At 71.4% G+C, this 23430-nt stretch carries 18 protein-coding genes; 9 read left to right on the forward strand and 9 right to left on the reverse strand.

The features are described from left to right. Nucleotides 1-524: 524 nt before the first annotated feature. On the reverse strand, nt 525-1172 hold the full coding sequence (locus ACLJQZ_RS41975) for a TetR/AcrR family transcriptional regulator (protein WP_410626575.1): 648 nt from the start codon (nt 1170-1172) through the stop codon (nt 525-527). A gap of 91 nt (nt 1173-1263) precedes the next feature. Between ACLJQZ_RS41975 and ACLJQZ_RS41980 the strand changes: the two genes are divergently transcribed. Beyond that, nucleotides 1264-1857 carry an SRPBCC family protein gene (locus ACLJQZ_RS41980; protein ID WP_410626576.1) on the forward strand — a complete coding sequence of 198 codons (594 nt, stop codon included), beginning with the start codon at nt 1264-1266 and terminating at the stop codon, nt 1855-1857. A gap of 26 nt (nt 1858-1883) precedes the next feature. Beyond that, entirely contained in the window at nt 1884-2225 is a 342-nt protein-coding gene (locus ACLJQZ_RS41985; RefSeq protein WP_410626577.1) for a hypothetical protein, read from the forward strand. Between the two features lies 1 nt (nt 2226). Here the strand turns inward: ACLJQZ_RS41985 and ACLJQZ_RS41990 are convergent, their stop codons facing one another. Further along, on the reverse strand, nt 2227-2943 hold the full coding sequence (locus tag ACLJQZ_RS41990; protein ID WP_410626578.1) for a TetR family transcriptional regulator: 717 nt from the start codon (nt 2941-2943) through the stop codon (nt 2227-2229). A gap of 107 nt (nt 2944-3050) precedes the next feature. Here ACLJQZ_RS41990 and ACLJQZ_RS41995 point away from each other — a divergent pair, with 107 nt between their 5' ends. Together ACLJQZ_RS41995 and ACLJQZ_RS42000 are read left to right on the forward strand one after the other, a co-directional pair. Then, a complete protein-coding gene (locus ACLJQZ_RS41995) occupies nt 3051-3464 on the forward strand; it encodes a hypothetical protein (protein ID WP_410626579.1) in 414 nt (137 codons plus the stop codon). Further along, nucleotides 3461-5056 (forward strand): multicopper oxidase family protein, encoded by a 1596-nt coding sequence (locus tag ACLJQZ_RS42000; protein ID WP_410626581.1) that lies wholly within the window; start codon nt 3461-3463, stop codon nt 5054-5056. The genes ACLJQZ_RS41995 and ACLJQZ_RS42000 overlap by 4 nt, the downstream gene beginning before the upstream one ends. Before the next feature lie 82 nt (nt 5057-5138). Here ACLJQZ_RS42000 and ACLJQZ_RS42005 read toward each other — a convergent pair whose 3' ends face one another. From ACLJQZ_RS42005 to ACLJQZ_RS42020, 4 genes are all read right to left on the reverse strand, one after another. Continuing rightward, complete coding sequence (locus tag ACLJQZ_RS42005) at nt 5139-5699, reverse strand: hypothetical protein (protein ID WP_410626582.1); 561 nt, start codon at nt 5697-5699, stop codon at nt 5139-5141. 303 nt (nt 5700-6002) lie between these two features. After that, on the reverse strand, nt 6003-9356 hold the full coding sequence (locus ACLJQZ_RS42010) for a glycosylhydrolase-like jelly roll fold domain-containing protein (RefSeq protein ID WP_410626583.1): 3354 nt from the start codon (nt 9354-9356) through the stop codon (nt 6003-6005). 116 nt (nt 9357-9472) lie between these two features. Further along, nucleotides 9473-11485: a phosphocholine-specific phospholipase C gene (locus ACLJQZ_RS42015; RefSeq protein WP_410626585.1), complete on the reverse strand. Its 2013-nt coding sequence runs from the start codon at nt 11483-11485 to the stop codon at nt 9473-9475. A gap of 109 nt (nt 11486-11594) precedes the next feature. Next, on the reverse strand, nt 11595-12434 hold the full coding sequence (locus ACLJQZ_RS42020) for a helix-turn-helix transcriptional regulator (protein ID WP_410626586.1): 840 nt from the start codon (nt 12432-12434) through the stop codon (nt 11595-11597). Between the two features lie 101 nt (nt 12435-12535). Here ACLJQZ_RS42020 and ACLJQZ_RS42025 point away from each other — a divergent pair, with 101 nt between their 5' ends. Continuing rightward, entirely contained in the window at nt 12536-13213 is a 678-nt protein-coding gene (locus ACLJQZ_RS42025; protein ID WP_410626588.1) for an SDR family NAD(P)-dependent oxidoreductase, read from the forward strand. A 1-nt stretch (nt 13214) separates the two neighbouring features. Here the strand turns inward: ACLJQZ_RS42025 and ACLJQZ_RS42030 are convergent, their stop codons facing one another. After that, nucleotides 13215-15614 carry a glycoside hydrolase family 32 protein gene (locus ACLJQZ_RS42030; protein WP_410626589.1) on the reverse strand — a complete coding sequence of 800 codons (2400 nt, stop codon included), beginning with the start codon at nt 15612-15614 and terminating at the stop codon, nt 13215-13217. A gap of 114 nt (nt 15615-15728) precedes the next feature. Then, nucleotides 15729-16160, reverse strand: a complete 432-nt coding sequence (locus tag ACLJQZ_RS42035; protein WP_410626591.1) for a DUF6292 family protein — start codon at nt 16158-16160, stop codon at nt 15729-15731. A gap of 118 nt (nt 16161-16278) precedes the next feature. Between ACLJQZ_RS42035 and ACLJQZ_RS42040 the strand changes: the two genes are divergently transcribed. The 4 genes from ACLJQZ_RS42040 to ACLJQZ_RS42055 all read left to right on the forward strand — a co-directional run bounded on the left by ACLJQZ_RS42040 (nt 16279) and on the right by ACLJQZ_RS42055 (nt 19334). After that, nucleotides 16279-16734 (forward strand): SRPBCC family protein, encoded by a 456-nt coding sequence (locus ACLJQZ_RS42040; RefSeq protein ID WP_410626593.1) that lies wholly within the window; start codon nt 16279-16281, stop codon nt 16732-16734. 136 nt (nt 16735-16870) lie between these two features. Further along, nucleotides 16871-17344 carry an SRPBCC family protein gene (locus ACLJQZ_RS42045; RefSeq protein WP_410626594.1) on the forward strand — a complete coding sequence of 158 codons (474 nt, stop codon included), beginning with the start codon at nt 16871-16873 and terminating at the stop codon, nt 17342-17344. Between the two features lie 597 nt (nt 17345-17941). Further along, nucleotides 17942-18376, forward strand: a complete 435-nt coding sequence (locus tag ACLJQZ_RS42050) for an ATP-binding protein (protein ID WP_410626596.1) — start codon at nt 17942-17944, stop codon at nt 18374-18376. Nucleotides 18377-18503: 127 nt separating this feature from the next. Continuing rightward, nucleotides 18504-19334: an adenylate/guanylate cyclase domain-containing protein gene (locus ACLJQZ_RS42055; protein ID WP_410626597.1), complete on the forward strand. Its 831-nt coding sequence runs from the start codon at nt 18504-18506 to the stop codon at nt 19332-19334. A 57-nt stretch (nt 19335-19391) separates the two neighbouring features. Here the strand turns inward: ACLJQZ_RS42055 and ACLJQZ_RS42060 are convergent, their stop codons facing one another. Then, the gene (locus tag ACLJQZ_RS42060) at nt 19392-23087 is read right to left on the reverse strand and encodes a CARDB domain-containing protein (RefSeq protein ID WP_410626668.1); all 3696 of its coding nucleotides are present in this window, start codon (nt 23085-23087) and stop codon (nt 19392-19394) included. Nucleotides 23088-23430: the final 343 nt, after the last annotated feature.

Raw genomic sequence — 23430 nt, forward strand, 5'->3', positions numbered from 1 at the left:
GGCGGGAACGTCCGGGTCAGCACGCCGATCGCCGCCTGGTCGGCCAGACTGGCGCCGGCACCACCTGTCTCAAAATCCACAAGTGGGCAGGTTACCGGCCATGCGGCGTTCTAAACGACCGGCATTGCGTCTAGCCCTGACCCCGGGTCGCCCGGTCAACGTGCTGGCCACTCAGGTCGCACGTTGCCCGCTCCCGGCAGCGCGTCTGCCGCGGGCCGTCGGACCGGCCTGTCATAAGGGGCACCCTCAGGGACATAAAAGCCATGAAGGTGCCCCTCACGGCTTTGCCCTGGGCAGCCGACCAGCCCCCGTGCGGTGGCGCGCCTTTCCGCTCCCGGCAACGAGTTGGCCGCTGGTCGGCGAGTCGGCCGCGCCGGTCGGGCATGTTCGCCAGCCCTTCCGCGAGGCCGCCGGGTCCGACCTCCCGGCCGTCGAGCTCTGCCGCGGGTTGTCGTGAGTGTTTAGGAGGGTTCTAACCCTCCTAAACACTCACGACCGCGGCCGCCGTGCGCAAGCCGCACCGGTTACTTTTCCAGCAGGGCCTTGAGTTCCTCGTCGATCAGCAGGTCCGGGTCGAACTTCATGCCCGCGAAGTGGCCCGCCAGTTCCAGGGACAGCACGCCGTGCAGGCGCGTCCAGAACGCCAGTGCGCGGTGCAGCGTCTCGGCGCCGGCCGGATGGTCCAAAGCCCAGTCGCGGTGGGTCTCCAGGTGCTTGTCGAATGGGGTTGACGGCTTGTCCTCCGGTAGCGCGCCAGCCGCGTCGAGGAGCACCGTCATGACCTCGAACGAGATCGCCGTGATGTCGTCCGGTGCGTGGTAGCCCGGGACCGGGGTGCCGTAGATGAGGAAATACCGCTGCGGGTCGCTTCGAGCCCAGTCCCGTACGACCCGGGCCAGCGAGGCCAGGTCCGCGCCTGCGGAGTGGGCTGCCCGGACCGTGTCGGCGAGGCTTCGGTAGGCGTCGCGGATCAGGGCGGTGATCAGCTCGTCGCGGCTCGCGAAGTACCGGTACAGCGCGGGGCCGCTCATACCCACCTTCTTGGCGATCGCGTTGAGCGACAACGCCGGCACGCCCGCCTCGGCGATCTGCTCCCACGCGTGCTGCTTGATCTCCGCGCGCACCTGAGCCCGGTACCGCTCACGTGGGCCCTGACCAGCTGGATCCGTCATGAGTTAGAGGCTATCACTTTTCCTATTGACACTCACGCAGGCTTAGTTATAGCTTCTAACCAACACGACGACCACTAACAAGGAGTTTCCGATGAGCTTCCGTTCCGCACTGATCGCGATCCCGCTGGCCGCCGCCGGGATCTTCGGCGTCACCGCCGCCACCCCGGCCGAAGCGGCGACGAGCCTGACCTGCCACGGCGTGGGCATCGACGCCGCCGCCCAGCTCCACTACCGGACCGAGACGCTGATCAAGGCGCCCTTGAGCACCGTCTGGAAACTGCACACCGCCGTCGAGAGCTGGCCGTCCTGGCAGAACGCCGTCACCAGCGTGAAGCGGCTCGACCCGGGCCCGCTGCGGCCGGGCTCACGGTTCCGGTGGACCACCCCGGCACCGGCCACGCCCACCACGCCCGCGACGACCCTCGTCATCACCTCGACCGTCCAGCAGGTCACGCCCGGCCGGTGCATCCGCTGGACCGGGCCGGCGATCGGCGACGGCCTGAGCATCGACCGCGGCGTCCACGTCTGGAACTTCACGCCGGTCCGCGGCGGCGTCCTCGTCCGCACCGAGGAGAGCTGGACCGGCAAGCAGATCGAAGCCGACCCGGCCACCGCCATCCAGTACCTCGCCCCGGGCCTCGACGCCTGGCTGGCCGCACTCAAGACGACCGCCGAAGCCCGCTGAAACCCCACGACCGTCAGGAGAAACCGATGACCACCGCCACCGCCCGCAAGACCTCACTCGCCGTCCTCGTCGCGGCCTGGGCCGTCCCGGTCTTCGTCGCCGGTCAGTTCGCCCTGCTCGCCGGGATCCCGATCATCGTCGTGCTGATCGGCACGCTGCGCGAACCCCGCCTGCACGCCGTCCGCTGGCCGACCGCCGCCCTCACCGCGGTCTACGCCGGGTCGCTCGCGTTCTGGCTGCTCGGCCCGAGCGACGCGCCGAGCCTGTCGAAGTTCCTGAGCCCGGTCGCCACCGGCGTCTTCACCGCGGTCGGCGTCGCGACCGCCGTCGCGCACCACGTCGCCCGGCGGCGCTCGACCACGAAGTAGCTCAGGCCTCTCCCGCGAACTCCGGGAGGGCCGCGAGCCCGGCTTCGACGAGTCCCGCCGCGCGCCCGACGTCGGCCGCGACCAGGTCCTCGACCTCCTCCGCGGTGCGGGTGACGTCGAGGTGCTTGGCCATCGACCGGAACTGGATCTGCCAGAGCGCGACGAGCGCGGTCGCCAGCACCCGCGGTTCCGGGTCGTCCGGGGTGGTGCCGGCCCGCTCGGCCAGCGCCTCGGCGGCCACCACGACGAGCTGTTCGGTCATCTCCAGGCGGTGCGCGCGCAGGGCCGGCGTGGTCGCGATCAGCAGCCCGAACCGCCGGGACTTCGCGATCGCCTCGGCCGGATCGTCCTGCTCCGCGAGCCAGGACAGGACGGCCGCGCGCTCCTCCGCGAGGATCCGCAACGTCGCTTCGACCGGGGACACGCCGGGCTCGGCCAGGTCGGTCCGCAGCGCGGTCAGCGCCGCGTCCGGGTGGTCGAGGATCAGCGACTCCTTGGTCGGGAAGTAGTTGAAGACGGTCTTCTCCGACACCCCGCACGCCTCGGCGATCTCCGCCACGCGCACGGCGTCGAAACCCCGCTCGACGAACATCTCCGTCGCCGTGTCCGAGAGCTGCTGGCGCATCAGCCGCTTCTTGCGCTCGCGCAGTCCCTCGACCTCGGGCTCCCCGTTGCGCCGGGTGCGCGAGGCCGCCCAGTTCACCGTTCGCGGACTCATGACTCCAGCTTAGTGCACCGCCCAGATATTTTCTGCTACAGTAATTTTTCAGTGACCGAAGACTGGTTGCTTCCTCCCGAAGTCCCCACGGAGAAACGAGTCTTGTGATGGACCCTGTCCACAACCCGATCAGCCGCGGCGCGCTCCTGCTGCTCCGGGCGAGCGCCGTCGTGGCGGCCGTGCTCGCCTGCCTGCAGCCGGTGCTGGCCGGCGCCTTCCTGCAGGGCCACTATTCGATGCTGTCCGCACACCGCATGTCGGGCATGCTCTTCGCGCTGGCCCTGCTGCCGACGCTGCCGGCGGCGCTGGTCGTGTGGCGCGGGGGCCGCGGGCCGGGCCGCCCCGCCCTGTTCGCCGCGCTGGCGCTCGTGCTCTGCGCCGCGCAGATCGTGCTGGGCTTCACCCGGGACCTGGTCGTCCACGTGCCGCTCGGCGCGGTGCTGCTCTACCTCGTCGTGCGGATCGTCATGCTCTCGTGGGCGAAGCAGCCGGTGGCGCGCTACGCCGGGGTCCCGGCGTGAGCCCCGGGATGAGCCGCCGCCGGTTCCTCGGCGTCGGTACCGTGGCCCTGGCCGGCGCCGGTGCGCTCGCCGTCGCCGGCACGCCGTTCCTGCGCGAGCTGTTCGCCGACGGCCAGCCCGGGCTGCTGCTGTCGAGCCGCGCCCCCGTGCCGACGGCGTTCCGCGCCGAACTGCCGATCCCGCCGGTGCTCGCGCCGGTGCGCTCCGACGCGACGACGGACTTCTACGAGATCGTCCAGCGGCCGGCGTCGCTGGGCATCCTGCCCGGGCTGACCACCGAGGCGTGGACCTACCAAGGCAGCTTTCCCGGCCCCACCTTGAGCACACCCGCCGGGCGCAAAGCCGTCGTGAAGCACACCAACCAGCTGCCGCACCCGACCGTGGTGCACCTGCACGGCGGGCACACCCCGGCCGACAGCGACGGCTACCCCACCGAGCTCGTGCACCCCGTCGGCGGCGAGCAGACGAGCCCCGCGCCGGGCATGGCGGCGATGTCGGCGATGGCGGACATGGCGAAGATCGACACCGGCGGCGGGCAGACCAGCCGGACCCACACGTACCCGCTCGACCAGCGCGCCGCGACGCTCTGGTACCACGACCACCGGATGGGCTTCACCGCCGCCAACGTCTGGCGGGGCCTGGCCGGCTTCCACCTCGTGACGGACGACGAAGAAGCGGCTTTGCCGTTGCCACAAGGAAAACGGGACATCCCGCTGATGATCTGCGACCGGTCGTTCGGCGCGGACGGCAGTTTCACCTACCCCGCGCTCGCCGGCGGGCAGCAGCTTCCCGGCGTCTCGCCGGCCTACATGGACGGCGTGCTCGGCGACGTCATCCTCGTCAACGGCGCGCCGTGGCCGGTGCTGCGCGCCGACCGCGCCCGGTACCGCTTCCGGATCCTCAACGGCTCCAACGCCCGCCGGTATTCGCTGGCGCTCGACCCACAGCCGCCGGGCGGCGGCGCCCTGGTCCAGATCGGCGGCGACGGCGGCCTGCTGGCGAGCCCGCTGACGCACGACAGCATCGACGTCTCCCCCGCCGAACGCTTCGACGTCGTGATCGACTTCGCCCGCTACGCGCCGGGCACCCGCGTCCGGCTCGTCAACAAGCTCGGCTCCGGCGCGACGGCCGAGGTGATGTGCTTCGACGTCGGCACCGACGGCCGGGTGGCCGACGACAGCCACGTCCCGGCGAAGCTGTCGGAGATCGCCGTCCTGAACCGGACCAGTGCCACGGTGACGCGGGACTTCCTGTTCCAGAAGTCGTCGGGTTCCTGGACGATCAACGGCGCCCCGTACACGCCGGGCCGCGACCTGGCCCGCGCCAAGCTGGGCACGACGGAGATCTGGCGCTTCACGAGCGACGTCCACCACCCGGTGCACCTGCACCTGAACCACTTCCAGGTGCTGAGCCGCAACGGCCACGCGCCGGGCCCCTACGACGCGGGCTGGAAGGACACCGTCGACGTCCGCCCGTCGGAGGCGGTCGAGGTGGCGGTGAAGTTCACCGACTACGCGGGCCGGTACATGCTGCACTGCCACAACCTGGAACACGAGGACATGGCGATGATGGCGGACTTCTCGACGGAGTAGCGCACGCGACGACGGCCCACCCGGGGTTTCCGGGTGGGCCGTTCCGTCACTCCGGTCCAGCCGGGGTGTCCGATGTGGAAGGTCAGCCGCCGAGGATCGCGAGGATCTGGTTCAGCAGGTTGACCAGCGCCTGCAGGTTGCTCAAGGGGCCCGGGTCGAGCAGGCCCGCGATCGCGCACAGGAGGTTGCCCAGCAGGTTGCCGGGACCGGCGTCGGCCGTGATGTTCAGGTGCACCTGGTTCAGGTGCACGACCAGGCCGAGCAGGTTCAGGTCGAGCGGGCCGAGCACCAGGTCGAGGATCTGGCAGGACGCCGCGGCGACGCCGACCGGAACGGTGACGGCCTGGGAAACGGTGCCGACCTGCTGGCCGGCGGAGTCGACCATGGTCAGGTCGGCGACGCCGTTGGCGAGAGTGCTGGTGCCATCGGTGGTGAAACCGGTCGGCGTGAAGCTGCCGACCGCCGTGCCGGTGCCGCCCGACGCGTCGGTGAACGTGCCGGTGATCGGCGCGGTCAGCGCCGGAGCGGCCTGGGCCGCCGGGGCCGGAGCCGCGGAAGCCGTGCCCGCACCGGCGAAGAAGCCGACGAGAGCCGTGACCAGCAGGGCGACGACCGCGGAGCGGCCGAGCTTTCCGATTCTCACTGTTGTGCTCCTTTCGAAGTCCGAATTCGACTTCCTAGGAATGCACCGGAAGGCCCCATCGAAAACCGGATACGGCCGGAAACCGCAGTGAGCAATCTCAACTGATCGACACGTCCACGAGCCGTAACCAATCCGGCCGCCGGTCGTCTACACCACTCGATGTCCGCTCGTGGCGGATAAGTAGAGGCGGGAAGCCTGCGCACCGTCCCTAAAGGACAATGTATCACATTCGCGGATTCCTCGTCACGGAATTGTGTTGGACTGATTGCTCCCGCGGCTGCGTCCGAATGCCGCAGACCGCCGTCAGTGCCGGGCCAACGCGACGTCGACGAGGCGGTGCGGCCGCAGGTTCACCGGACCGATCAGGCCGGACGCGAGCACCTCGCCCCGCGCGTTCGCCCCGGTGTTGGTGACCCGCACCCGTACTTTGTTGCGGCCGGCGCGCAGCGCGGCCGTGACGTCCACTCGGTACGGCGCCCACAACCGGGATCCGAGCCGGTTCCCGTTGACCTCGATTTCGGCCACCTCGTGGACTTCGCCGAGGTCAAGCGTCCACTTGCGATCGGACAACGTCGCCGCCGTGACATCGAAGTCCTTTTCGTACCAAGCCGATCCCGAATACGCCGGGTCCACGTCGGTCCAGGAACGCAAGGGGCGCGAAATCGTCGACGCGTCCGGACGATCGAAGCGGAACACCCAGTCCCCGCCGAACGGAATGGCCGTGAGCGGATCGGAAACCGTGGCCGTTCCGGAAAGCGTCCGGCCGCCCGAATTCACGGTAACGCCGACCGGACCCGGGGCGATCACGCGCAAAGTCGCGGCCCGGCCGTCGGCGCGCACCCGCTCCACCGGAGCCGACGCGCTCACCGCGTGCGCGGGCTCCGCTCCCGCGCGGAACACGACCAGCAGCGTGGCTTTCGGTTCCAGGCGCAGGACGGTCGCCGTGCTCCCGGACGCCGCTCGCCGCCAGACGCCCACCGGTGCCGTGGTGCCGGTGTCGGGGTCCCACACCTCGGGTACGCCGGTCGCCGGGAACGTCGCGGTCAGCTCCACGGCGTCGGCGCGCTCGTTGAGCACGACGAACATCGGCCGGCCGGCACTTTCCAGGCGCAGCACCCGGACGTCGTCGTGGCGCGGCTCCAGCGTCGCCGCCGCGCCACCCGCGGCGGCCACCGCGGTCGCGGCCGCCACCGGGTCGGCCGCCCGCACCGCCGTATGTGCGGTGAACAACTCGGCCAGCGCGGCCCGCAGGCCCGCGTCGTTCCCGCCGGCCTCCCGGCTCGGCGGTTCGCCGACGACGACCATCGTGCCGCCGCCGCGGACGAACCGGATCAGCGTCCGCACGGTCCCGACCGCGAGGATCGGCGTCCGGGGCACTACGACGATCCCGTACGCCTGCTGCCCGACGACCAGCTTCGAGCCGGTCGGCTGGGCGTGCGTCCGCAGCGCGGGGTCGGCGTCGAGCGCGCCTTCGTCGAGGAAGTCGAAGTCGACCTGGACGTCCTCCAGCGCGTGGGCGGCGGTCAGGAACGCCGTGTCGAGGTCGGCCATCGCCGGAGTGTCCTGTGTGGACTCGACGGCGCGCTGCGGCTGCAGCAACGCGGTGCGGGCACGGGCCGGCGCGCGGCACGCTTCCATCAGCCGGCCGATCCAGTCGTTCAGCGGCGCGGACACCGCCCACCACGGGTTGGCCGGCTGGAACGGCGGCGGGTAGACGATCTGGTTCTCGTCGCTGAACCGCGCGTGCAGCAGCGTGTGGTTGACCCCGCGCACGGCGAACGCACCGACCACCTCGCGGACGAACGACGGCGTGACCGGCCAGCCGGTGCCGCCCATCGCCTCCAGGTAGACGCGCTCCAGCCCGAGCTGGTGCGCGGTGCTGGCCGGCCAGCGCGACAGCGTGCGGTGGTAACCGCGCTGGTAGTGGTCGAAGATCAGGTCGGTGCCCGGCACCTGCGCCCACTGGTTGTTCGTGTTCAGGTTGCCGGAGCTGCGCAGCTGCTCACCCGGGCCGTACTCGTCCCACAGCGGGTTGGAGATCAGTTTCAACCCGCGTGCGCCCAGCCACTGGCCCTGGCTCTTGTAGTACGCGGCCGCGAACCGGTTGCTCACCGCGCGCCAGAAGAGCCCACGCAGCCGCAGACCGCCGTCGCCGAGCCCGGCGTCGTGCACCGCGGTCAGCGCGATGCCCGGCGACGTCCCGAGCGCGTGCAATTCCGCGTCCAGCGTGGGCGACCAGGGCACCGTGTTGAACGGCCCGTCGGCCGAAGCGAGATAGGGCTCGTCGTCGGCGAAGCCGCGCAGGACCGCGCCCGGCGCCCACGGGAAGCGGCGCACGTACTCCCCCGGCACGGCGTCGAGGAACAGCCGCACGGCTTCGTCGTCAAGCAGGTCGAGGTAGGCCCGGCCGGTGCCGGTGGGGGTGCTCAGGTCGCGGACGGTGAACAGGTCCAGCTGCCAGGTCCCGGCGGGCGGCGTCCACGTGCCGCCCGCGCGGGCCTGCGCGGTCAGGTCCACCAGCGCGGCGGGGTCCGTCGAGGACGCCGGCCGGGCCGCCGCGGCGACCAGCGGCACGCCGGTCGCGGGCAGGTCGAACCCGTCGAGCGCGGCGGCACTGTCGAACGTCTCCGTGTAGAGAACGGCACCGGTCGCGTCGCGCACGGTCAGGCTGTCCCACGACGACCGCTGGGACGCCACCGAGCGCACGCCCACCCGGCCGGTCGGGTACTCGAGACCGTCCACCGCGGGCTGCGCGACGCCGTCCAGCGTCACGGTCAAACTCGTTCCGCGGACGCGCACGGCCAGCTCGTGGTCCGCGGCGGGGTCGAAGCCCGGGACCGGAGTACCGCCCCGGAGCTGGGTGAACGCGCCGCCGGTCTGCTGCCAGACGTCGACGGCGCCGTCGGTGCGCAGGTCGGCGAGGACGCCGTTGTCCGCGTCGGTGCTGCGCACCATGAGCCCGGCGGTCGCGCTGTCCACGCGGACCTCCGCCACGACGTCGTAGTCCTGCCACCCGGCACCCTCGCGCAGCAGGGTGACGCCGTCGCGGGCCGCGGCGTCGACCAGCAACCGCCCGCCCGACACCGAGAGTCCCCGGCTCACCAGCGGCACCGGCTCGCCGCCGGGAACGGTCAGGAGCTGGTGCCCGACGCCCTTGAGGCGCAGGTCCGGCCGCGGCGGGTAGACGCGGTCGCCGACCTTCCCGCCGTCGACGACCAGCCCACCGGCGCGGCCGCTCGGGAAGTAGTCGTCGTTGAACAGCCACAGGTGCATGCCGTGGCGCTGCGCCTCGCGCAGGGTGAACTCGATGATCGTGAACCAGTCTTCGGTGAAGAACGCCGGTTTCAGCGCGGCCGTGTCGAACGGGAAGACCAGGACTTCGTGCACGCCCTTGTCGCGCAGGTCCGCCAGCCCGTCGGCCACCAGCGCGGTGGTGACGGTGCCGTTCCAGAACCACAGCACCGTGGGCCGCGAGTCCGGGCGCGGGTCGGCGAACCGGCCCGCCGCGCCGTCGGTTTCCGCTGCGGCGTAGGCGATCGGCCACCCGCCGGCCGTGCCGGCGATGGCCGCGGCCGAGGCGAGCGCGAGCGCGCGCCGCCGGGACAGCCGGAACTCCCCGCCGATCGACGTGGCGCGTACCGGGTCGTTTTCGATCACCGTTGATCCCCCGACCGTGGATTGAAACGATTCAAGACACGGCGGAAGTTACGTGACGCCGGTCATACCCGTCAAGGCATGACCGGCATCCTGTCCGGCAGGACAGCGCTATCGGCTCACCGCGTCAGGATCGCCGGGTCGCTGGTGCCGGGGCGGCCGGTCTCGACGTGCCCGGCCAGCCGGCGCAGGAACTTCGGGTCCTGGTCCGACGTCACGGAGACGTCGTACCAGTCGTTGCTCCGCCCGGTGTCCACCCGTTCGACGACCCGCGCGCCCGGCCGCAGCCGCCGGGTCGTCGAGCGCCGCCCGTAGGCGTCCGTGATCGTCAGCCGCACGGTGGCGGGCCCGGTGTTGGTCAGGGTCAGCTCGACGCACCCGCCGTCCTCGCGCAGGCTCACCTCGGGCCCGGGCGTGGCGCCCCGGAACTGCCGCAGGAAGCTGTTCGGGCCGTGGGCGGTGAAGTCGTACCCGCCGGCCGCGGGCAGCGCGCCGGACAGCGAGCGGCCCGCGCCCACGGTGTAGGTCCGCGGGTCGGCCGCGGGCGACGTCACGACGAACGCCGCGCCCGCCCGGCCGTGGTTGGCGAATGTCAGCGTCAGCTGGTCACCGTGCACCCGCGCCTCGGCCGCCAGGTCGTACGGCAGCGCCCGTGCCGGCCGCAACCCGCGTTCCTGCTTGGGCAGCACGCCCTTCGCGGGCACCGCGGGCACGTAGTCCGGGTGCCGCTCGCGGTCCGGCGGCTGGTAGGCGGCCGTGTCCGGCAGCCGTGGCACGTGGGTGTCGGTGCGCGCGAAGTCGAACGCCGACGTCAGATCGCCGCAGACCGAGCGGCGCCACGGCGTGATGTTCGGTTCCCGCACCCCGAACCGCCGTTCGATGAACCGGATGATCGACGTGTGGTCGAACGTCTCCGAACACACCCAGCCGCCCTTGCTCCACGGCGACACGACCATCATCGGCACGCGCTGGCCGAGGCCGTACGGGCCGCCCGGGTTCGCGGCCGACCCCGCGAAGATCTCGCCGGTCGTGTCCACAGTGGACTGCCCGGCCGTCGCGTACGGCGGGAGCACGTGGTCGAAGAAGCCGTCGTTCTCGTCGTAGGTGACCAGCAGCGCGGTCTTGCTCCAGACCTCCGGGTTCGCGGTGAGCGCGTCGAGCACCTGCGCCAGGTACCAGGCGCCGTAGTTCACCGGCCAGTTCGGGTGTTCGCAGAACGCCTCCGGCGCCGTGATCCACGAGACCTGCGGCAGCGTCCCGGCCTTGACGTCGGCACGCAGCCGGTCGAAGTAGCCGTCGCCCGCCTTCGCGTTCGTGCCGGTGCGGGCCTTGTCGTAGAGCGGGTCGCCGGGCTTGGCGTTGCGGAAGGAGTTGAAGTACAGCAACGAGTTGTCGCCGTAGTTGCCGCGGTAGGCGTCGTCGATCCAGCCCCAGCCGCCGGCGGCGTCGAGGCCGTCGCCGACGTCCTGGTAGATCTTCCACGACACCCCGGCCTGCTCGAGCCGCTCGGGGTAGGTCGTCCAGGAGTAGCCCTTTTCGTCGTTGCCCAGGACCGGCCCGCCGCCGGTGCCGTCGTTGCCGGTGAATCCGGTCCACATGTAGTAGCGGTTCGGGTCGGTGGAGCCCATGAACGAGCAGTGGTAGGCGTCGCAGATCGTGAACGCGTCGGCCAGCGCGTAGTGGAACGGGATGTCCTCGCGCGTCAGGTACGCCATCGTGGTCGAGCCCTTGGCGGGGACCCACTTGTCGTACTTGCCCCGGTTCCACGCCGTGTGCGTGTCGTTCCAGCTGTGCGGGAGGTCCTGGATGAACTGCAGGCCCAGATTGTCCGCGTCGGGGTGGAACGGCAGGAGGTCGCGACTGCCGTCGGACTGCGCCCAGACGGGTTTACCGGACTGCAGTGTCGCCGGCCGCGGGTCGCCGAAGCCGCGGACGCCGCGCATCGTGCCGAAGTAGTGGTCGAACGACCGGTTCTCCTGCATCAGGACCACGATGTGCTCGACGTCACGCAGGGTGCCCGTGCGGTGGTGGGCGGGGATCTCCGCCGCGCGGGCGATGCTGCCCGAAAGGACCGAAAGGGCAGCGGTGCCGCCGGTCAGCTGCAAGAACCGCCTGCGGTTGACGTCCGTCATGAGCACTCCGGAGGTGTGGTGGCCGGGATCCGCGCCAGTATCGCCCGCCCCGCCGCGAAACCACTACCGCCGCGGGGGAACACCGGGTGAAGCCCAGGTCAACGCTTCGTCAGACGAGCGTCTGCGTGCCGAGCACGATCGCCAGGTCGAGGCGCTCGGCGTCCTCGGTGCCCGGTTCGGCCGTGTAGACCATGATGCGCAGGTCGTCGGCGGCCACGACGAGCGTGTCGCAGTCGAGGGTGATGCGGCCGGCCAGCGGGTGGTCGACGACCTTGTGCCTCGACGTCTCCTGGCCCGGCTCGGGAGCACCGGCGTCCCAGAGCTCGACGAACCGCGGGCTCCGCGACAGCTGTTCGACGAGCCGGGCGGCGCTCCGGTCGGCGGGGTAGCGCGCCACGTTCAACCGCAGGTCGGCGACCAGTTGCGCCACGAAGCCGGCGTGCTCCTCGGGAGTGTGAACGGCGCGGGTGCCGGGGCCGGCGAGGTGGCGCCAGACGGCGTTGCGCTCGATCCCGCGCCAGGCCGTCGTCTCCCCCATGAGCGCGTCGTAGGGCGCGTTGGCGACGACGAGCGTCCAGGTGGCGTCGTAGACGGCGACCGGCGTGTGCGCCAGCCGGTCGAGCAGGCGCTGGACGCTCGGGGTGATCCGCGACGGGACGACGTCGAGCCCGGGCGCGACGTGCCCGGCCAGCCGGAACAGCAGGTCACGCTCGCCGTCGGCCAGCCGCAGGGCGCGCGCCAGCGCCTCCACGACCTGCACCGACGGCGAGGTCGCGCGCCCCTGTTCGAGGCGGGTCAGGTAGTCGGCGGAGATCCCCGCGAGGCCGGCGAGCTCTTCGCGGCGCAGGCCGGTCGCCCGCCGGCGGCGGCCCACCGGCACCCCGGCCGTCTCGGGCGCGACGCCGTCACGCCGGCGGCGCACCATCCGGCCGAACTCCCACGTCTCCACGCCTCCAGTGTGCGCGACCGCGGCCGCCTTGTCCTGGCCCTGGCAGTCCTACGAAAACGGCACGACTGCCTACTTCGCCGTCGGCCTCGCAAGCTCGGTTCATGACCACGACACTGATCACCGGGGCCAACCGGGGCCTCGGCAAGGAAGCCGCCCGCCAGCTCGTCGCCGCCGGCCACACCGTCTACCTCGGCGCCCGTGACGCCGCTCACGGCCGCGCGGCCGCCGACGAGGTCGGCGCCCGGTTCGTCCGGCTGGACGTCACCGACGACGCGTCCGTCGCCGCGGCCTTCGACCGGCTCGAGGGCGGGCTCGACGTGCTCGTCAACAACGCCGGGATCGCCCTGCTAGCCCTCAACGGCCCGGAGGCCCTGGCGGTGTTCGACACGAACGCGGTCGGGATCGTCCGCGTCACCGAGGCGGCGCTGCCGCTGCTGCGGAGGTCGGCCAACCCGGTCGTCGTCAACATCTCCAGCGCGCTGGGCTCGTTCTCGGCCAACCACGACCCCTCGCGGCCCGCGTCGCAGGTCTCGGCGATCGTCTACGGCGCGAGCAAGGCAGCGGTCTCGATGCTCACGGTCCAGTACGCGCGGGCGGTGCCCGAGGTCAAGTTCAACGCCGTCGAGCCGGGTTACACGGCGACCATGCTCGGCGGCGTCGAGAACCCCCACGGCCGCCCGGTCGAGGTCAGCGCCCGGACCATCGTCCGGATGGCCGTCATCGGCGAGGACGGGCCGACGGGGACGTTCCAGGAGGACGACGCCGAGCTGGGCTGGTGACTCAGCTGATCGCGAGGTGCTGGGTGAGGGTGTTCCCGGCGTAGCCGTTGACGCCGAACCGTCCCGATGCGTAGGTGCTGTCCGTGGCGTCGATGATCGGGGCGGCGCCGTGGTCGAGCCAGACCTGGATGCGGGTGCCCGTCGTCCGCACCGTCAGGTGGTACGTGCGGCCCTCGATGATCGGCGTCGCGTACGTCGCGATGTCGCGGCCGGGCCGCCACAGCTTGACCACTCCGCTGCTGTCGACGTTCGCGGTGTAGCCGGTGCCGTCGGCGGCCGCGCGGAAGGTCAGGCCGGCCGCTGTGCCGTTGGTGACCGAGACGTCGCCGTCGTAGGTGAAGTCCGTTCCGGTGCGGTCGCTCAGGTAGAAGCCGTTGTCGGGCGAGCGGCCGCGCAGGCCGTCCGGGGTGGTGGTCCAGGTGCCGCCCCGGGCGGTCCAGGCACCGGAGGCGAACGCGTCGAGGCCGCCGGGGCCGGTGTCGAGGTTCTGCACGGTCGCCGTGCCGTGGTAGGCGTTCGCGCCGAAGCGGCCCGACGCGTAGACGTCGTCGGTCGCGTCGATGACCGGTGTGGTGCCGTGGTCGAGCAGGACCTGGATGCGGGAGCCCGCCGTGCGCACCTCCAGGTGGTGGGTGCTGGCGGCCGCGATGGGCGTGGCGTAGGTCGCGATGTCGCGGCCGGGGCGCCACAGCTTGACCACCCCGCTCGTGTCAATGTTCGCGGTGTAGCCGGCGCCGTCGTCGGCCGCCCGGAAGGTCAGCCCGGCCGCCTGCGCGGTGTCGAGCCGGACGTCGCCCTGGTAGACGGCGTCGCCCGCGGTGCTCGCGCTGAGGTAGAAGGCGTCGCCGCCGGCCTGGGCCTGCTTGCCGCCGCTGGTGTCGGTCCACGAGCCGCCCGCCGCGTGCCACGGGCCGGCGAGGGTGCTCTCCAGTGTCGACTGCGCCGTGCCCCAGCTCGTGCTGAGCCGGGTGAACTTCGCGCTCTTCAGCCGCACCTGTCCCCCGGTCGCGAACAGCCGGATGCCCTGGCTGACCGCGGCGGAGTCGAAGTTCACGTTGTCGGCGACGGAGAACCGCCCACCGTCGCCGAAGACCTCGAGCTGGCCGCGGTCCACGAGCAGCCGCATGCTGACCTCGCCGTTGGCCGGCGCCAGCGGCTTCCCGTAGAGCGTGCCTGCCGCGCGGTCGTAGACCACGGTCCGGTCGGCGCTGCCGTCGGAGCGGCTGTGCAGCGCGAAGCCGAACTGCCCGGCGGTCGCGCTCGCGACGTCGAAGGTCGCGGTGATCTCGTAGGTGTCGGCGAGGATCCCGCCCAAGAGGTTGGTCCCGGGGGTCACCGTCTGGTTCTGCCAGCTCCGGCTGTCGGCGCGCAGCGAGTCCAGCTCGGCGACCGGCGTCCGCGTGATCTGCGGGCCGTCGGGCGAGCCGACGAGCTTCAGCTCCGCCGGGAAGGTGGCGTCACCGGTCCAGGTGCTGCCGCGGTTTCCGCCCTGCCACGCCAGCTGCACGACGCGACCGTCCGGAGCGTTCGAGAACGTCTCGGCGGCGTAGAACGTGCCGCCGGCGAACGTGGTGCCCTGGTTCATCTTCTTCGGCTGCGGCCGGTCGGTGCGGAACGTCGTGCCGTCGAACGAGCCGACGACGTACTCGCTCGTCCCCGACGTCAGCACCCACTGCCGCACGCCGTCGAGCGTCATCGGGATGAGGTCCGGGCATTCGAAGAGCCAGTCCGCCGCGTACCGGCTGGCGAAACTCCAGTGCAGCAGGTCGGGCGAGGTGTAGAGGTCGACGCCGTTCCCGCCCCGGTTCGACCAGACGACCATCGCCCACCGGTGGCGGGCGGCGTCCCAGACCACCTTCGGGTCCCGGCTCTCCGCCGGGATCTCGATCTGCTTGCGCCCCCGGTCGTACGGCTGGAAGCTGCGGCCGTTGTCGTTGCTGTAGTAGACGCTGACGCCGTCGGTGTTGGTGAACACGACGATCGGGTCGAGCGCGCCGGTCTTCAGCCCCGAGGTGTTGTCCCGGTCGACGACCCCGCCGCCGGAGAACAGGGTGCCGGGGTGCACGCCGGGTTCCAGCGCGATCGGTTTCTGCGTCCAGTGCACCAGGTCCGGGCTGGTGGCGTGGCCCCAGTGCATGGTGTCCCACTCGAGCCCGTGCGGGTTGTGCTGGTAGAAGAAGTGGTAGAGGCCGTTGGCGTAGACCAGCCCGTTGGGGTCGTTCATCCACCCGGCCTGCGAGCTGAAGTGGAACTGCCCCCGGAACGGCTCCTGGTAGGTGGTCGCCGGGTAGGGGAACTCCGGGTAGTCGGCCACGGTGCCCGCGCTCGCGGGAGACACCGGCACGAAGACCGCCAAGGCGGCGAGCAGGACGACGAGCGACACGCGGGCGATGCGAACCACGAGCCTCACCCTTCGGAGACAACGTTGTCAGCATTGACCGTGGCACAGGCGTGACGTCGGCCACAACGGCGGATCGGGGGGTTTCGCGAGACTTGAGCGGACAGAAATCCCGGGCTACACCTGGTCGGAGTGCAGCGGGACGTACTCGTCGAGGCGCTCGGCCAGGATCCGGCGGGTGACGGGGACCGCTGTGACGCGGTCCTTGCCGGTACTCCGGCCCGCGGCGGCGTCGTCGACGAAGCGCGCCACCTCCTCCGGCGGCGGGACGAGCTCGTCACCCGGCCAGCGCGCGAGCACGACCGGGTCCTCGATGGGCGCGGTCTCCACCGCGACCGTCCAGCCGCGGCGTTCGCTCCACACCAGCATCACGTCGTGACGCGGGCGGCCCGGCCAGGGTCGCGACAGCCCGAGGTAGGCCGTGGCCGTGTCGCTGATCTCCACCGTCGTGCCCTCCGCGGGGACTCCGATCGCGGCGGCGACGGCTTGAACGTACGCACCGAGCCCGCGCTCCAACGCCCGGATCAGGTCCGGTTCCGAGGACTCCATAGGCGTCACGGTAGCCGCCGGTCTCCGATCGCGCCGATCGGTTTCCCGGACGCGGCCGCGTGGGACGGCCCGGCACGGGGTACCCGGCCGGCTTCGCGCAGAACGAACGGAGAGCCCCATGACCGAGGTCAGCCGGGTGGTCGACGCACCACCGCAGACCGTTTTCGCCGTACTCGCCGACGGCTGGTCCTACGGCGGGTGGGTGGTGGGCAGCTCCCACATCCGGGCCGTCGACGCGGACTGGCCCGCCGTCGGGAGCCGGATCCACCACAGCGTCGGTTCCTGGCCGCTGCAGCTGCAGGACGAGACCACGGTCGTCGCGGTCGAGACCGGCCGCTCACTGTCGCTGGAGGCCAAGGCGTGGCCGACCGGGGCCGCCGCGGTCGGCCTCACGCTCGTCCCGCACGACGGCGGCACGCGGACGCTGGTCCGGATGACCGAGCACGTCGTGCGCGGGCCGGCCAAGGTGCTGCCGGAGGCCGTCCAGGGACTGCTGCTGCGGCCCCGCAACACCGAGTCGCTGGCGCGGCTGGCCGACCTCGCCGTCGGCCGGCGGGCGCGCGTCGAGCCGTGACCAGGAGTCCACAGTAGGTGGACAAATGCGTGCATCGAATCTGGATCGGTTTGTTCTCCCGCCGAGCGGGTAGCCGTGGGGTGGCCGTGCACTGCAGGTGCGGTACCCGGAACCACGAGAAGGAGCTGACCGCGGCATGAGCACGATCACCAAGTCCGTCGACGTCGAAGCCGATGTGAGCACCGTCTACAACCAGTGGACGCAGTTCACCGACTTCCCCCGGTTCATGGACGGCGTCGACCGCATCGACCAGGTGGACGACACCCACACCCACTGGACCATCAGCGTCGCCCGCGTCACCAAGCAGTTCGACGCCACGATCACCGAGCAGAACCGCGACGAGCGGATCGCCTGGAAGTCCGACACCGGCCCGAACCACGCCGGCGTCGTGACCGTGCACCGCCTCGACAACACCCACACCCGGGTCACCGTCCAGATGGACATCGACCCCGAGGGCTTCGTCGAGAACGTCGCCGACAAGACCGGCATCCTCGACCACCGCGTCCAGGGTGACCTCGACCGCTTCAAGAAGTTCATCGAAACCCGCGACGGTCACGAGACCGGCGCCTGGCGCGGCGACGTCGACCGCCCGGGTCAGCACACGAAGTAGGTCCGAAAGCCGCGTAGCAGGACGCGAACCGACCGCGATGGGTCCTGCCGAGGAGCCCATCGCGTCACCGGACGGCCGGCTCCCACCGTGAGATGTACCCGGGGGGCCGGCCGTTCGGGCTTGACGGCTGTAACGCTCACGCAGCGAATCGCGTCTTCTTCGGCAGACGGAGACCACAGGCGCGGTCGTCGTCGACCACCGGTGCCGGTGTCCGCGGTCCGGGACGGCTTCCCCCCGACCGTCCCGGGCCTCGCGGGCACCGGCATCGGCGTGCCGGAAGGCCACCGTCCATTGAGGACACAAGACGCAACGGGCAGAGATCCGCGGCGGGCAGGGGGACTTCGACCCGCGGTCGGGCCGATCCGGCGGTTCACCGGAATGCCAGGTTTCGCACCACGCTCGGTGCGGGAATTCCGCAAGTGCGTCCCGCTCGGCTTTCTCCCCTCGCGAGCGGGCCGAGGTCCCGGGTTCCGTCGCGTTCACTCCCCCCTCGACGCGGCGGCACCGGGACCGCACACCGGGTCGTGGGTGCGCCAGTCGCACCCACGGCCCGGCGCCGGACCGGCCGAGGGACGAGCCCCCACCAGGCGCGGAACGGTGATCAAGGAGGACAAGGCCGCGATGCAGCCGACACGCACCCACGACGAACCGCGAGTGGTCGCGCTGGAGGTCGCCGACGACTTCGGCGAGCTGCCCGCGGTCCGGGCGTGGGCCCACCGCGTGCTGCGGGACCTGCCCGAGCACCAGCGCCTCGACGTCGTCCTGGTGCTCGACGAGCTGACCTCGAACGCCCTCCGGCACGGCGAACCCCCGCGTCAGGTCCGGTTGCTGCGCAAACGCGGCTGGATCTGCCTCGAGGTCGACGACGCCTGCCTGGACCCCGCGTGCCGCCGCACCCCGTCGGACAGCGGCGGCCACGGCCTCGAAGTCGTCGACGCGATCACGGTCTCCTGGGGCCAGCGGCAGCGCAGCACGGGCAAGACCGTCTGGGCCGAGATCGACCTCACCCGCCCCGCCAAGCACGACGACTGACCGCTGCGCCGACCACGACGAAGCCGGCGACGCCTGGCAGCGGCAGCGGGGCGCGAGCCTGCCCGACGTCCGCGCCTGAGCGGAGCCCGTCACGTTCCGGCCGCCGGGGAGGCTACCTGCCGGTAGCATGCAGCTGGTGACGGACAGCGACAACGGACAGCCGGACCGGACGCGGAAAGTCGCCCGGTTCGTCGACCTGCTGCGGGCGGCCGACCGGCGGCCGGGCCTGGTGCGATCCGCCCGCGTCGTGCGGCGCCTGGTGCCCGGCGACCGCGACCTCGGCGACGCGCTGTCGACCACCGCAGGCCACCCGTCCGACCGGGTGGCCCGGCTGCTGGCCGAGGCGAAAGCCGAGCAGCCCAGCGCGATGCGTGAGCTCGGGCTCGCGGCGGTGCAGGTGTGGCAGGCCGTCGCCCAGGGCCGCGAAAGCGACACCGGCGAGACGACGATCGTGTTCACCGACCTGGTCGGCTTCTCCAGCTGGGCCCTCGACGTCGGCGACGCGCGGGCCCTGGACCTGCTGCGCGCGGTGTCGACCGCGAGCGAGGCGACGATCGCCCGTCACCGCGGCCGCGTCGTGAAGGGCCTCGGCGACGGCCTGATGGCCGCCTTCGCCGATCCCGCGGCCGCGGTCGAAGCGGCGTACGAGACGTGCGGCGCGGTCAGCGCGATCGACCTCGACGGCTACCGCCCCCAGCTGCGCGCGGGCCTGCACACCGGCCGCCCGCGCCGGGTCGGGCGCGACTACTTCGGCGTCGACGTCAACATCGCCGCCCGGATCATGGACGCGGCCGGCGGCGGCGAAGTCCTGATCACCGGCGACGTCCTGGGGAACCTCGACCGCGACCGGTTCACCGTCCGCCGTCGCCGCAAGTTCCGCGCGAAGGGCGCGCCCACCGACCTCGAGGTGTTCGCGGTGATCCCCCGCTACGGATCCGAAGGCCCACCCTGGTCGTGAGTGGTTAGGGCGGTTCTAACCGCCCTGAACACTCACGACCGGCTGCGGCAGACTCGGCTACCGCGTCTCGCGGCGGCCTGAGGCGACCACGGCCGGGATCGGGGCGCCGTTGATCACGAACTGCGAACCCGGCTCGACGACGACATTGCCCGTCGACGAGTTCGTGATCGCCACGTTCGTCAGCGTCGCGCTGCCGCGGGCGCCGCTCATCGCGAGGATGCCCGCGCCGTTGTTCGACTTGTCGATCTTGACGTTCGTGACGGCCGCGGTCACGACGCCACCGCCCGTCTTGAACTGGATGCCGTCGTAGGTCGAGTCGTGGATCTCGGTGTCCCGCAACGTCACCCCCGGGATGTCCTTGCTCTGCGCGAAGAACGTGATCGCGCCGAACTTCTGCTGCTCGCCCCAGAACACGCCGCCGCAGCGGTAGAGGGCGTTGTTGGCGATCGTCGTCTGCCCGGAGAAGGGCAGCGGGTCGTGGTCGGTCGCCAGCATGATGCCCGGGTAGTTCATCGTGTCGTAGACGAGGTTGTTCTCGATCTTGTTGCCGTACCCGCCGTAGATCGCGATCCCGTTGGCACGCCACGGAAGCTGGATCGTGTTGTTGGTGAACACGTTGTCGTGCCCGATGTCCACCGACGGGTCCTTCACGTACTGGCTCGCCCACACCGCGAGCGAGTCGTCTCCGGTGGTGCGGAACGACGAGTTGAACACCCGTGAGTTCCGGCTGCCGTTCGTGAGGTTGATGCCGTCGGCGTAGGTGTCGCGGATCCGCATGCCGCTGAACTCGAGGCCGTCGGCCGGCCCCCACAGTGCCGGGATGTTGCCGTAGTCCCGGCCGACCCACACGCCCACGTTTGCGTGCTCGATCCAGACGTTCGCGATCTTCGTGCCGGTGCCGAACCGGCCGTTGAGGCCGACGCCGCCCTCGGCGTTGCCGTCGCCGCCGCGGATCCGGCCGGACCCGAAGATGGCGATGTCGGAGATCTGGACGTTCTTGTCGATGTCGAACCCGAAGTTGCCCTCGTGCGGGTGGTTGATGGTGCCCGCGTCCTGCGGCTGGATCAGCGAGTAGAGCTGCGAGCGCCACATGCCGGCACCCTTGATCGTCACGTTGGAGATGCCGATCTGGTTGTACTGGCCGCCGCCGTTGGGCACGTTCGGGTCGTCGGTCAGGATCTTCTTCTCCTGCCGCCACTGCCCTTCCGGGATCCACACGCAGGCGATGACGCCGTTCTGGTCGTCGGTCACCGCGCGCTGGATCGCCGTGGAGTCGTCGACGCCGTCGTTCGGCACCGCGCCGTAGTCGGTGATCGAGGTGCACTCGGCCGGCTTGGCCGTCGCCGGGGCGACCTGCTCCAGGTCGACCAGGTCGAGGACGTAGAACGCCGCGTTGTCGCCGCTGTCCCGCTGCAGCTTGAACTTCGTGCCCGGCGGGTACGACTGCGCCAGCGGCGCGTGCGACTCGTCGAACAGGCGGCGCGCGTCTCCCCCGGGCCGGTTGGTGAGGCCCTCCGGGTCGTCGGTCGTGCCGTAGAGCCAGCTGTGCGTCGAGGACAGCGTCAGCTTCTGGGCGAACGCGCCGTTGACGTACAGGCTGAGCGTGTAGTCCTGCCCGCCGCCGGCCGCGGCGTCGGGCACCGAGTTGCGCACGACGATCGAGTTCGACTGGTTCGTCGACGTGACCTCGACGTACTGGCCCTGGCTCGCCAGCCGCACGGACTGGCGGCCCGAGGACTCGGTCGCGAAGTTCGTGTGCCCGAACGTGCGCAGCGGGTCGGCTGTCAGCAGTTCGCCTTGGTACTGCGCGGCTTCCGCCTCGTACTCGGTGTACGGCACCGCGGCGCCGCGGCCCACGACGATCGCCCGCGAGAGCGCGTTGTTGGACTCGCTGGTCTCCGCGACGGTGTTCGTCGCGTCGGCCGTCGCCGTCAGGGTGGCGCCGCCGTTGGTGGCGGTCCAGGTGCCCGGCACCGCGACGTTCGCCGTGGCACCGGCCGCGATCGCGGCGGTGGTGGCGTCGAGTGTCGTGGCGCCGACGGTCACCCGGGTCACCGACGCGCCCGCGCTGCTCGTGCCGCGGTTGTGCACCGCGACGGTGAACGACACCGCCGCGCCGACGGCCGGGTTCGGCGGGTTCGACGTGATGCCGGTGACCTCGAGGTCCGGCCCCGGCGCCTGCGCGATGACGAGCTGCGCCGGTGAGGTGTAGGTGTTGTTGGTGTCGTTCTGCTCCACGACCGTGTTGGCCGGATCGACGGTCGCGGACACGCTGTAGGTGCCCTGCGGCCGGGTGCCCGCGTTCACCGTCACCGTGGTGGACGCGCCCGCGGCGAGCGCGCCGACGGCCGCGTTGCCGACGACGGTGCCGCCGAGGCTGACGTTCACGGTCGTCGCGGCCGCGTTCGCGGTACCCGCGTTCTTCACCGTCGCCGACACGGCGACCTGGCTGGTCTCGGTCGGGTTCGCCGGCGTCCAGGACGTGCCGGTGACGACGAGGTCCGGGTTCGGCGCCGGGGTGCCGAGCACCTGGAACTCGGCGACCTGCCCGCCGGGCGCGCCGGAGTTGGCGGAGAACTGCAGCCGGACGTCCGCGGCCCGCCCGCTGACCGGGATGGTCACCGAGTTCTGGTTGCCGGCCGGGTCGAAGCGGTAGTCGGCGCGGGCCTTCAGCGACGTGAACGCGGTCGCTCCCTGGTCCCGGCCGAGGACCTCGAAGCTCTGCGTCCGCGCGCCCCAGGCCGCGTCCGGGTTGAGCTTGACGACGACCGAGTCGAGGTCGGCGTTGGCGCCGAGCTTCACCGTCAGCGTGTTCGGGTAGCCCGCGGCGGACTCCCAGTACGTGGCGGTGTTGCCGTCGTTGGCGTTGGTGGCGACGAAGTCGTTGACCGTCGACGACGCTTCGATCGGCTTGCCCACGGCGAGGTTCTGGCCGGCCTGGGTGCCTTGGCGCACCACGTGGTTGCTGTCGGCGGACTCGTTGCCGGCGGCGTCCTTGGCCCGCACGAAGTACTCGACGCGGGTGCCCGCGGGGCGCGTCTCACTGAACGTGGTGCCGGTGACCGTCGTGACGGGCGCGTTGTCCCGGTAGACGGTGTAGCCGGTGACGCCGACGTTGTCGGTCGAGGCCGACCAGCTCAGCCCGATCTGGCCGGAGCCGGGCTCGGTCAGCGCGAGGTTCGCGGGCGCGGTCGGCGCCTGCGTGTCACCGGTGTCCGCGCCGTACAGCTCGAACTCCGAGAGCTGCGCGGCGGGCCACTGCGTGTTGGCGGTGATGGTCAGCCGCACGTACCGGGCCGACGCCGTCACCGGGATCGTCACGGTGTTGCCGCCGGGGGTGAACGCGTACCCCTTCGACGCGACGAGGTCGGCGAACGAGGTGCCGTCGGTGCTGCCGCGCACGGCGAGGGTCTGGGTGCGGGACTCCCAGGCCGCGGGCAGTTTCAGCACGACCCGCGAGAGCGGCTTGGCCGAGCCGAGGTCGGCCTGGAGCCACTGTGGGAAGGCGTTGTTCGCGGACTCCCAGTAGGTGTCCTGGTTGCCGTCGACGGTGTTGGCGACGGGATAGCCGGGCAGCGCACTGCTGGCCGACACGGTGCGGGTCAGGGGCACGTCCGCGAGCGCGGCCGACTGGACCTGAGCAGTTTCCTGAGGTGACAGAGGTGGCGGTGGTGGCGCACCGGCCGCGGAGGCGAGCCCGGTGATGGACAGCCCCGCAGCGAGGAGACCTGCGACGAGCCGGGACAGGCGCATACGAGTCATGGCGTCTTCTCTTCTTCGAGACAGCAGGAGGGGAGCCAGAGTCGTACGAGCATGCAACAACCGGGAGACAACATGCAAGAACTTGACATGGATGAGTAAATTTACGACTAAACGGCGTTGCTCCATCAGGAGGACGCCACTTGGTCGCGCGCGCTTTTCGGTCCACAATGGACGGAGGTCGCGATGGTGAGGGCTTGCCGGGCGCCGGGTCTGCCGCTGGGGTCGCCGGGGTTCACTGGGTTGGCCGGAGGTTCGCTGAGCCGTCGGGTCGCTGGGTCAGCCAGGTTGCCGGGTCCGCCGGGTCTCGCCCGGCCGGGTTGGCGGAGTCGCGGGG

Source organism: Amycolatopsis sp. cmx-8-4 (assembly GCF_046548675.1).
Classification (GTDB): domain Bacteria; phylum Actinomycetota; class Actinomycetes; order Mycobacteriales; family Pseudonocardiaceae; genus Amycolatopsis.

Bases quoted from the DNA above. Each gene is read 5' to 3' on its own strand.
- ACLJQZ_RS41975 (WP_410626575.1), bottom strand. From the start codon at position 1,172: ATGACGGATCCAGCTGGTCAGGGCCCACGTGAGCGGTACCGGGCTCAG.
- ACLJQZ_RS41980 (WP_410626576.1), top strand. From the start codon at position 1,264: ATGAGCTTCCGTTCCGCACTGATCGCGATCCCGCTGGCCGCCGCCGGG.
- ACLJQZ_RS41985 (WP_410626577.1), top strand. From the start codon at position 1,884: ATGACCACCGCCACCGCCCGCAAGACCTCACTCGCCGTCCTCGTCGCG.
- ACLJQZ_RS41990 (WP_410626578.1), bottom strand. From the start codon at position 2,943: ATGAGTCCGCGAACGGTGAACTGGGCGGCCTCGCGCACCCGGCGCAAC.
- ACLJQZ_RS41995 (WP_410626579.1), top strand. From the start codon at position 3,051: ATGGACCCTGTCCACAACCCGATCAGCCGCGGCGCGCTCCTGCTGCTC.
- ACLJQZ_RS42015 (WP_410626585.1), bottom strand. From the start codon at position 11,485: ATGACGGACGTCAACCGCAGGCGGTTCTTGCAGCTGACCGGCGGCACC.
- ACLJQZ_RS42025 (WP_410626588.1), top strand. From the start codon at position 12,536: ATGACCACGACACTGATCACCGGGGCCAACCGGGGCCTCGGCAAGGAA.
- ACLJQZ_RS42035 (WP_410626591.1), bottom strand. From the start codon at position 16,160: ATGGAGTCCTCGGAACCGGACCTGATCCGGGCGTTGGAGCGCGGGCTC.
- ACLJQZ_RS42040 (WP_410626593.1), top strand. From the start codon at position 16,279: ATGACCGAGGTCAGCCGGGTGGTCGACGCACCACCGCAGACCGTTTTC.
- ACLJQZ_RS42045 (WP_410626594.1), top strand. From the start codon at position 16,871: ATGAGCACGATCACCAAGTCCGTCGACGTCGAAGCCGATGTGAGCACC.
- ACLJQZ_RS42055 (WP_410626597.1), top strand. From the start codon at position 18,504: ATGCAGCTGGTGACGGACAGCGACAACGGACAGCCGGACCGGACGCGG.
- ACLJQZ_RS42060 (WP_410626668.1), bottom strand. From the start codon at position 23,087: ATGCGCCTGTCCCGGCTCGTCGCAGGTCTCCTCGCTGCGGGGCTGTCC.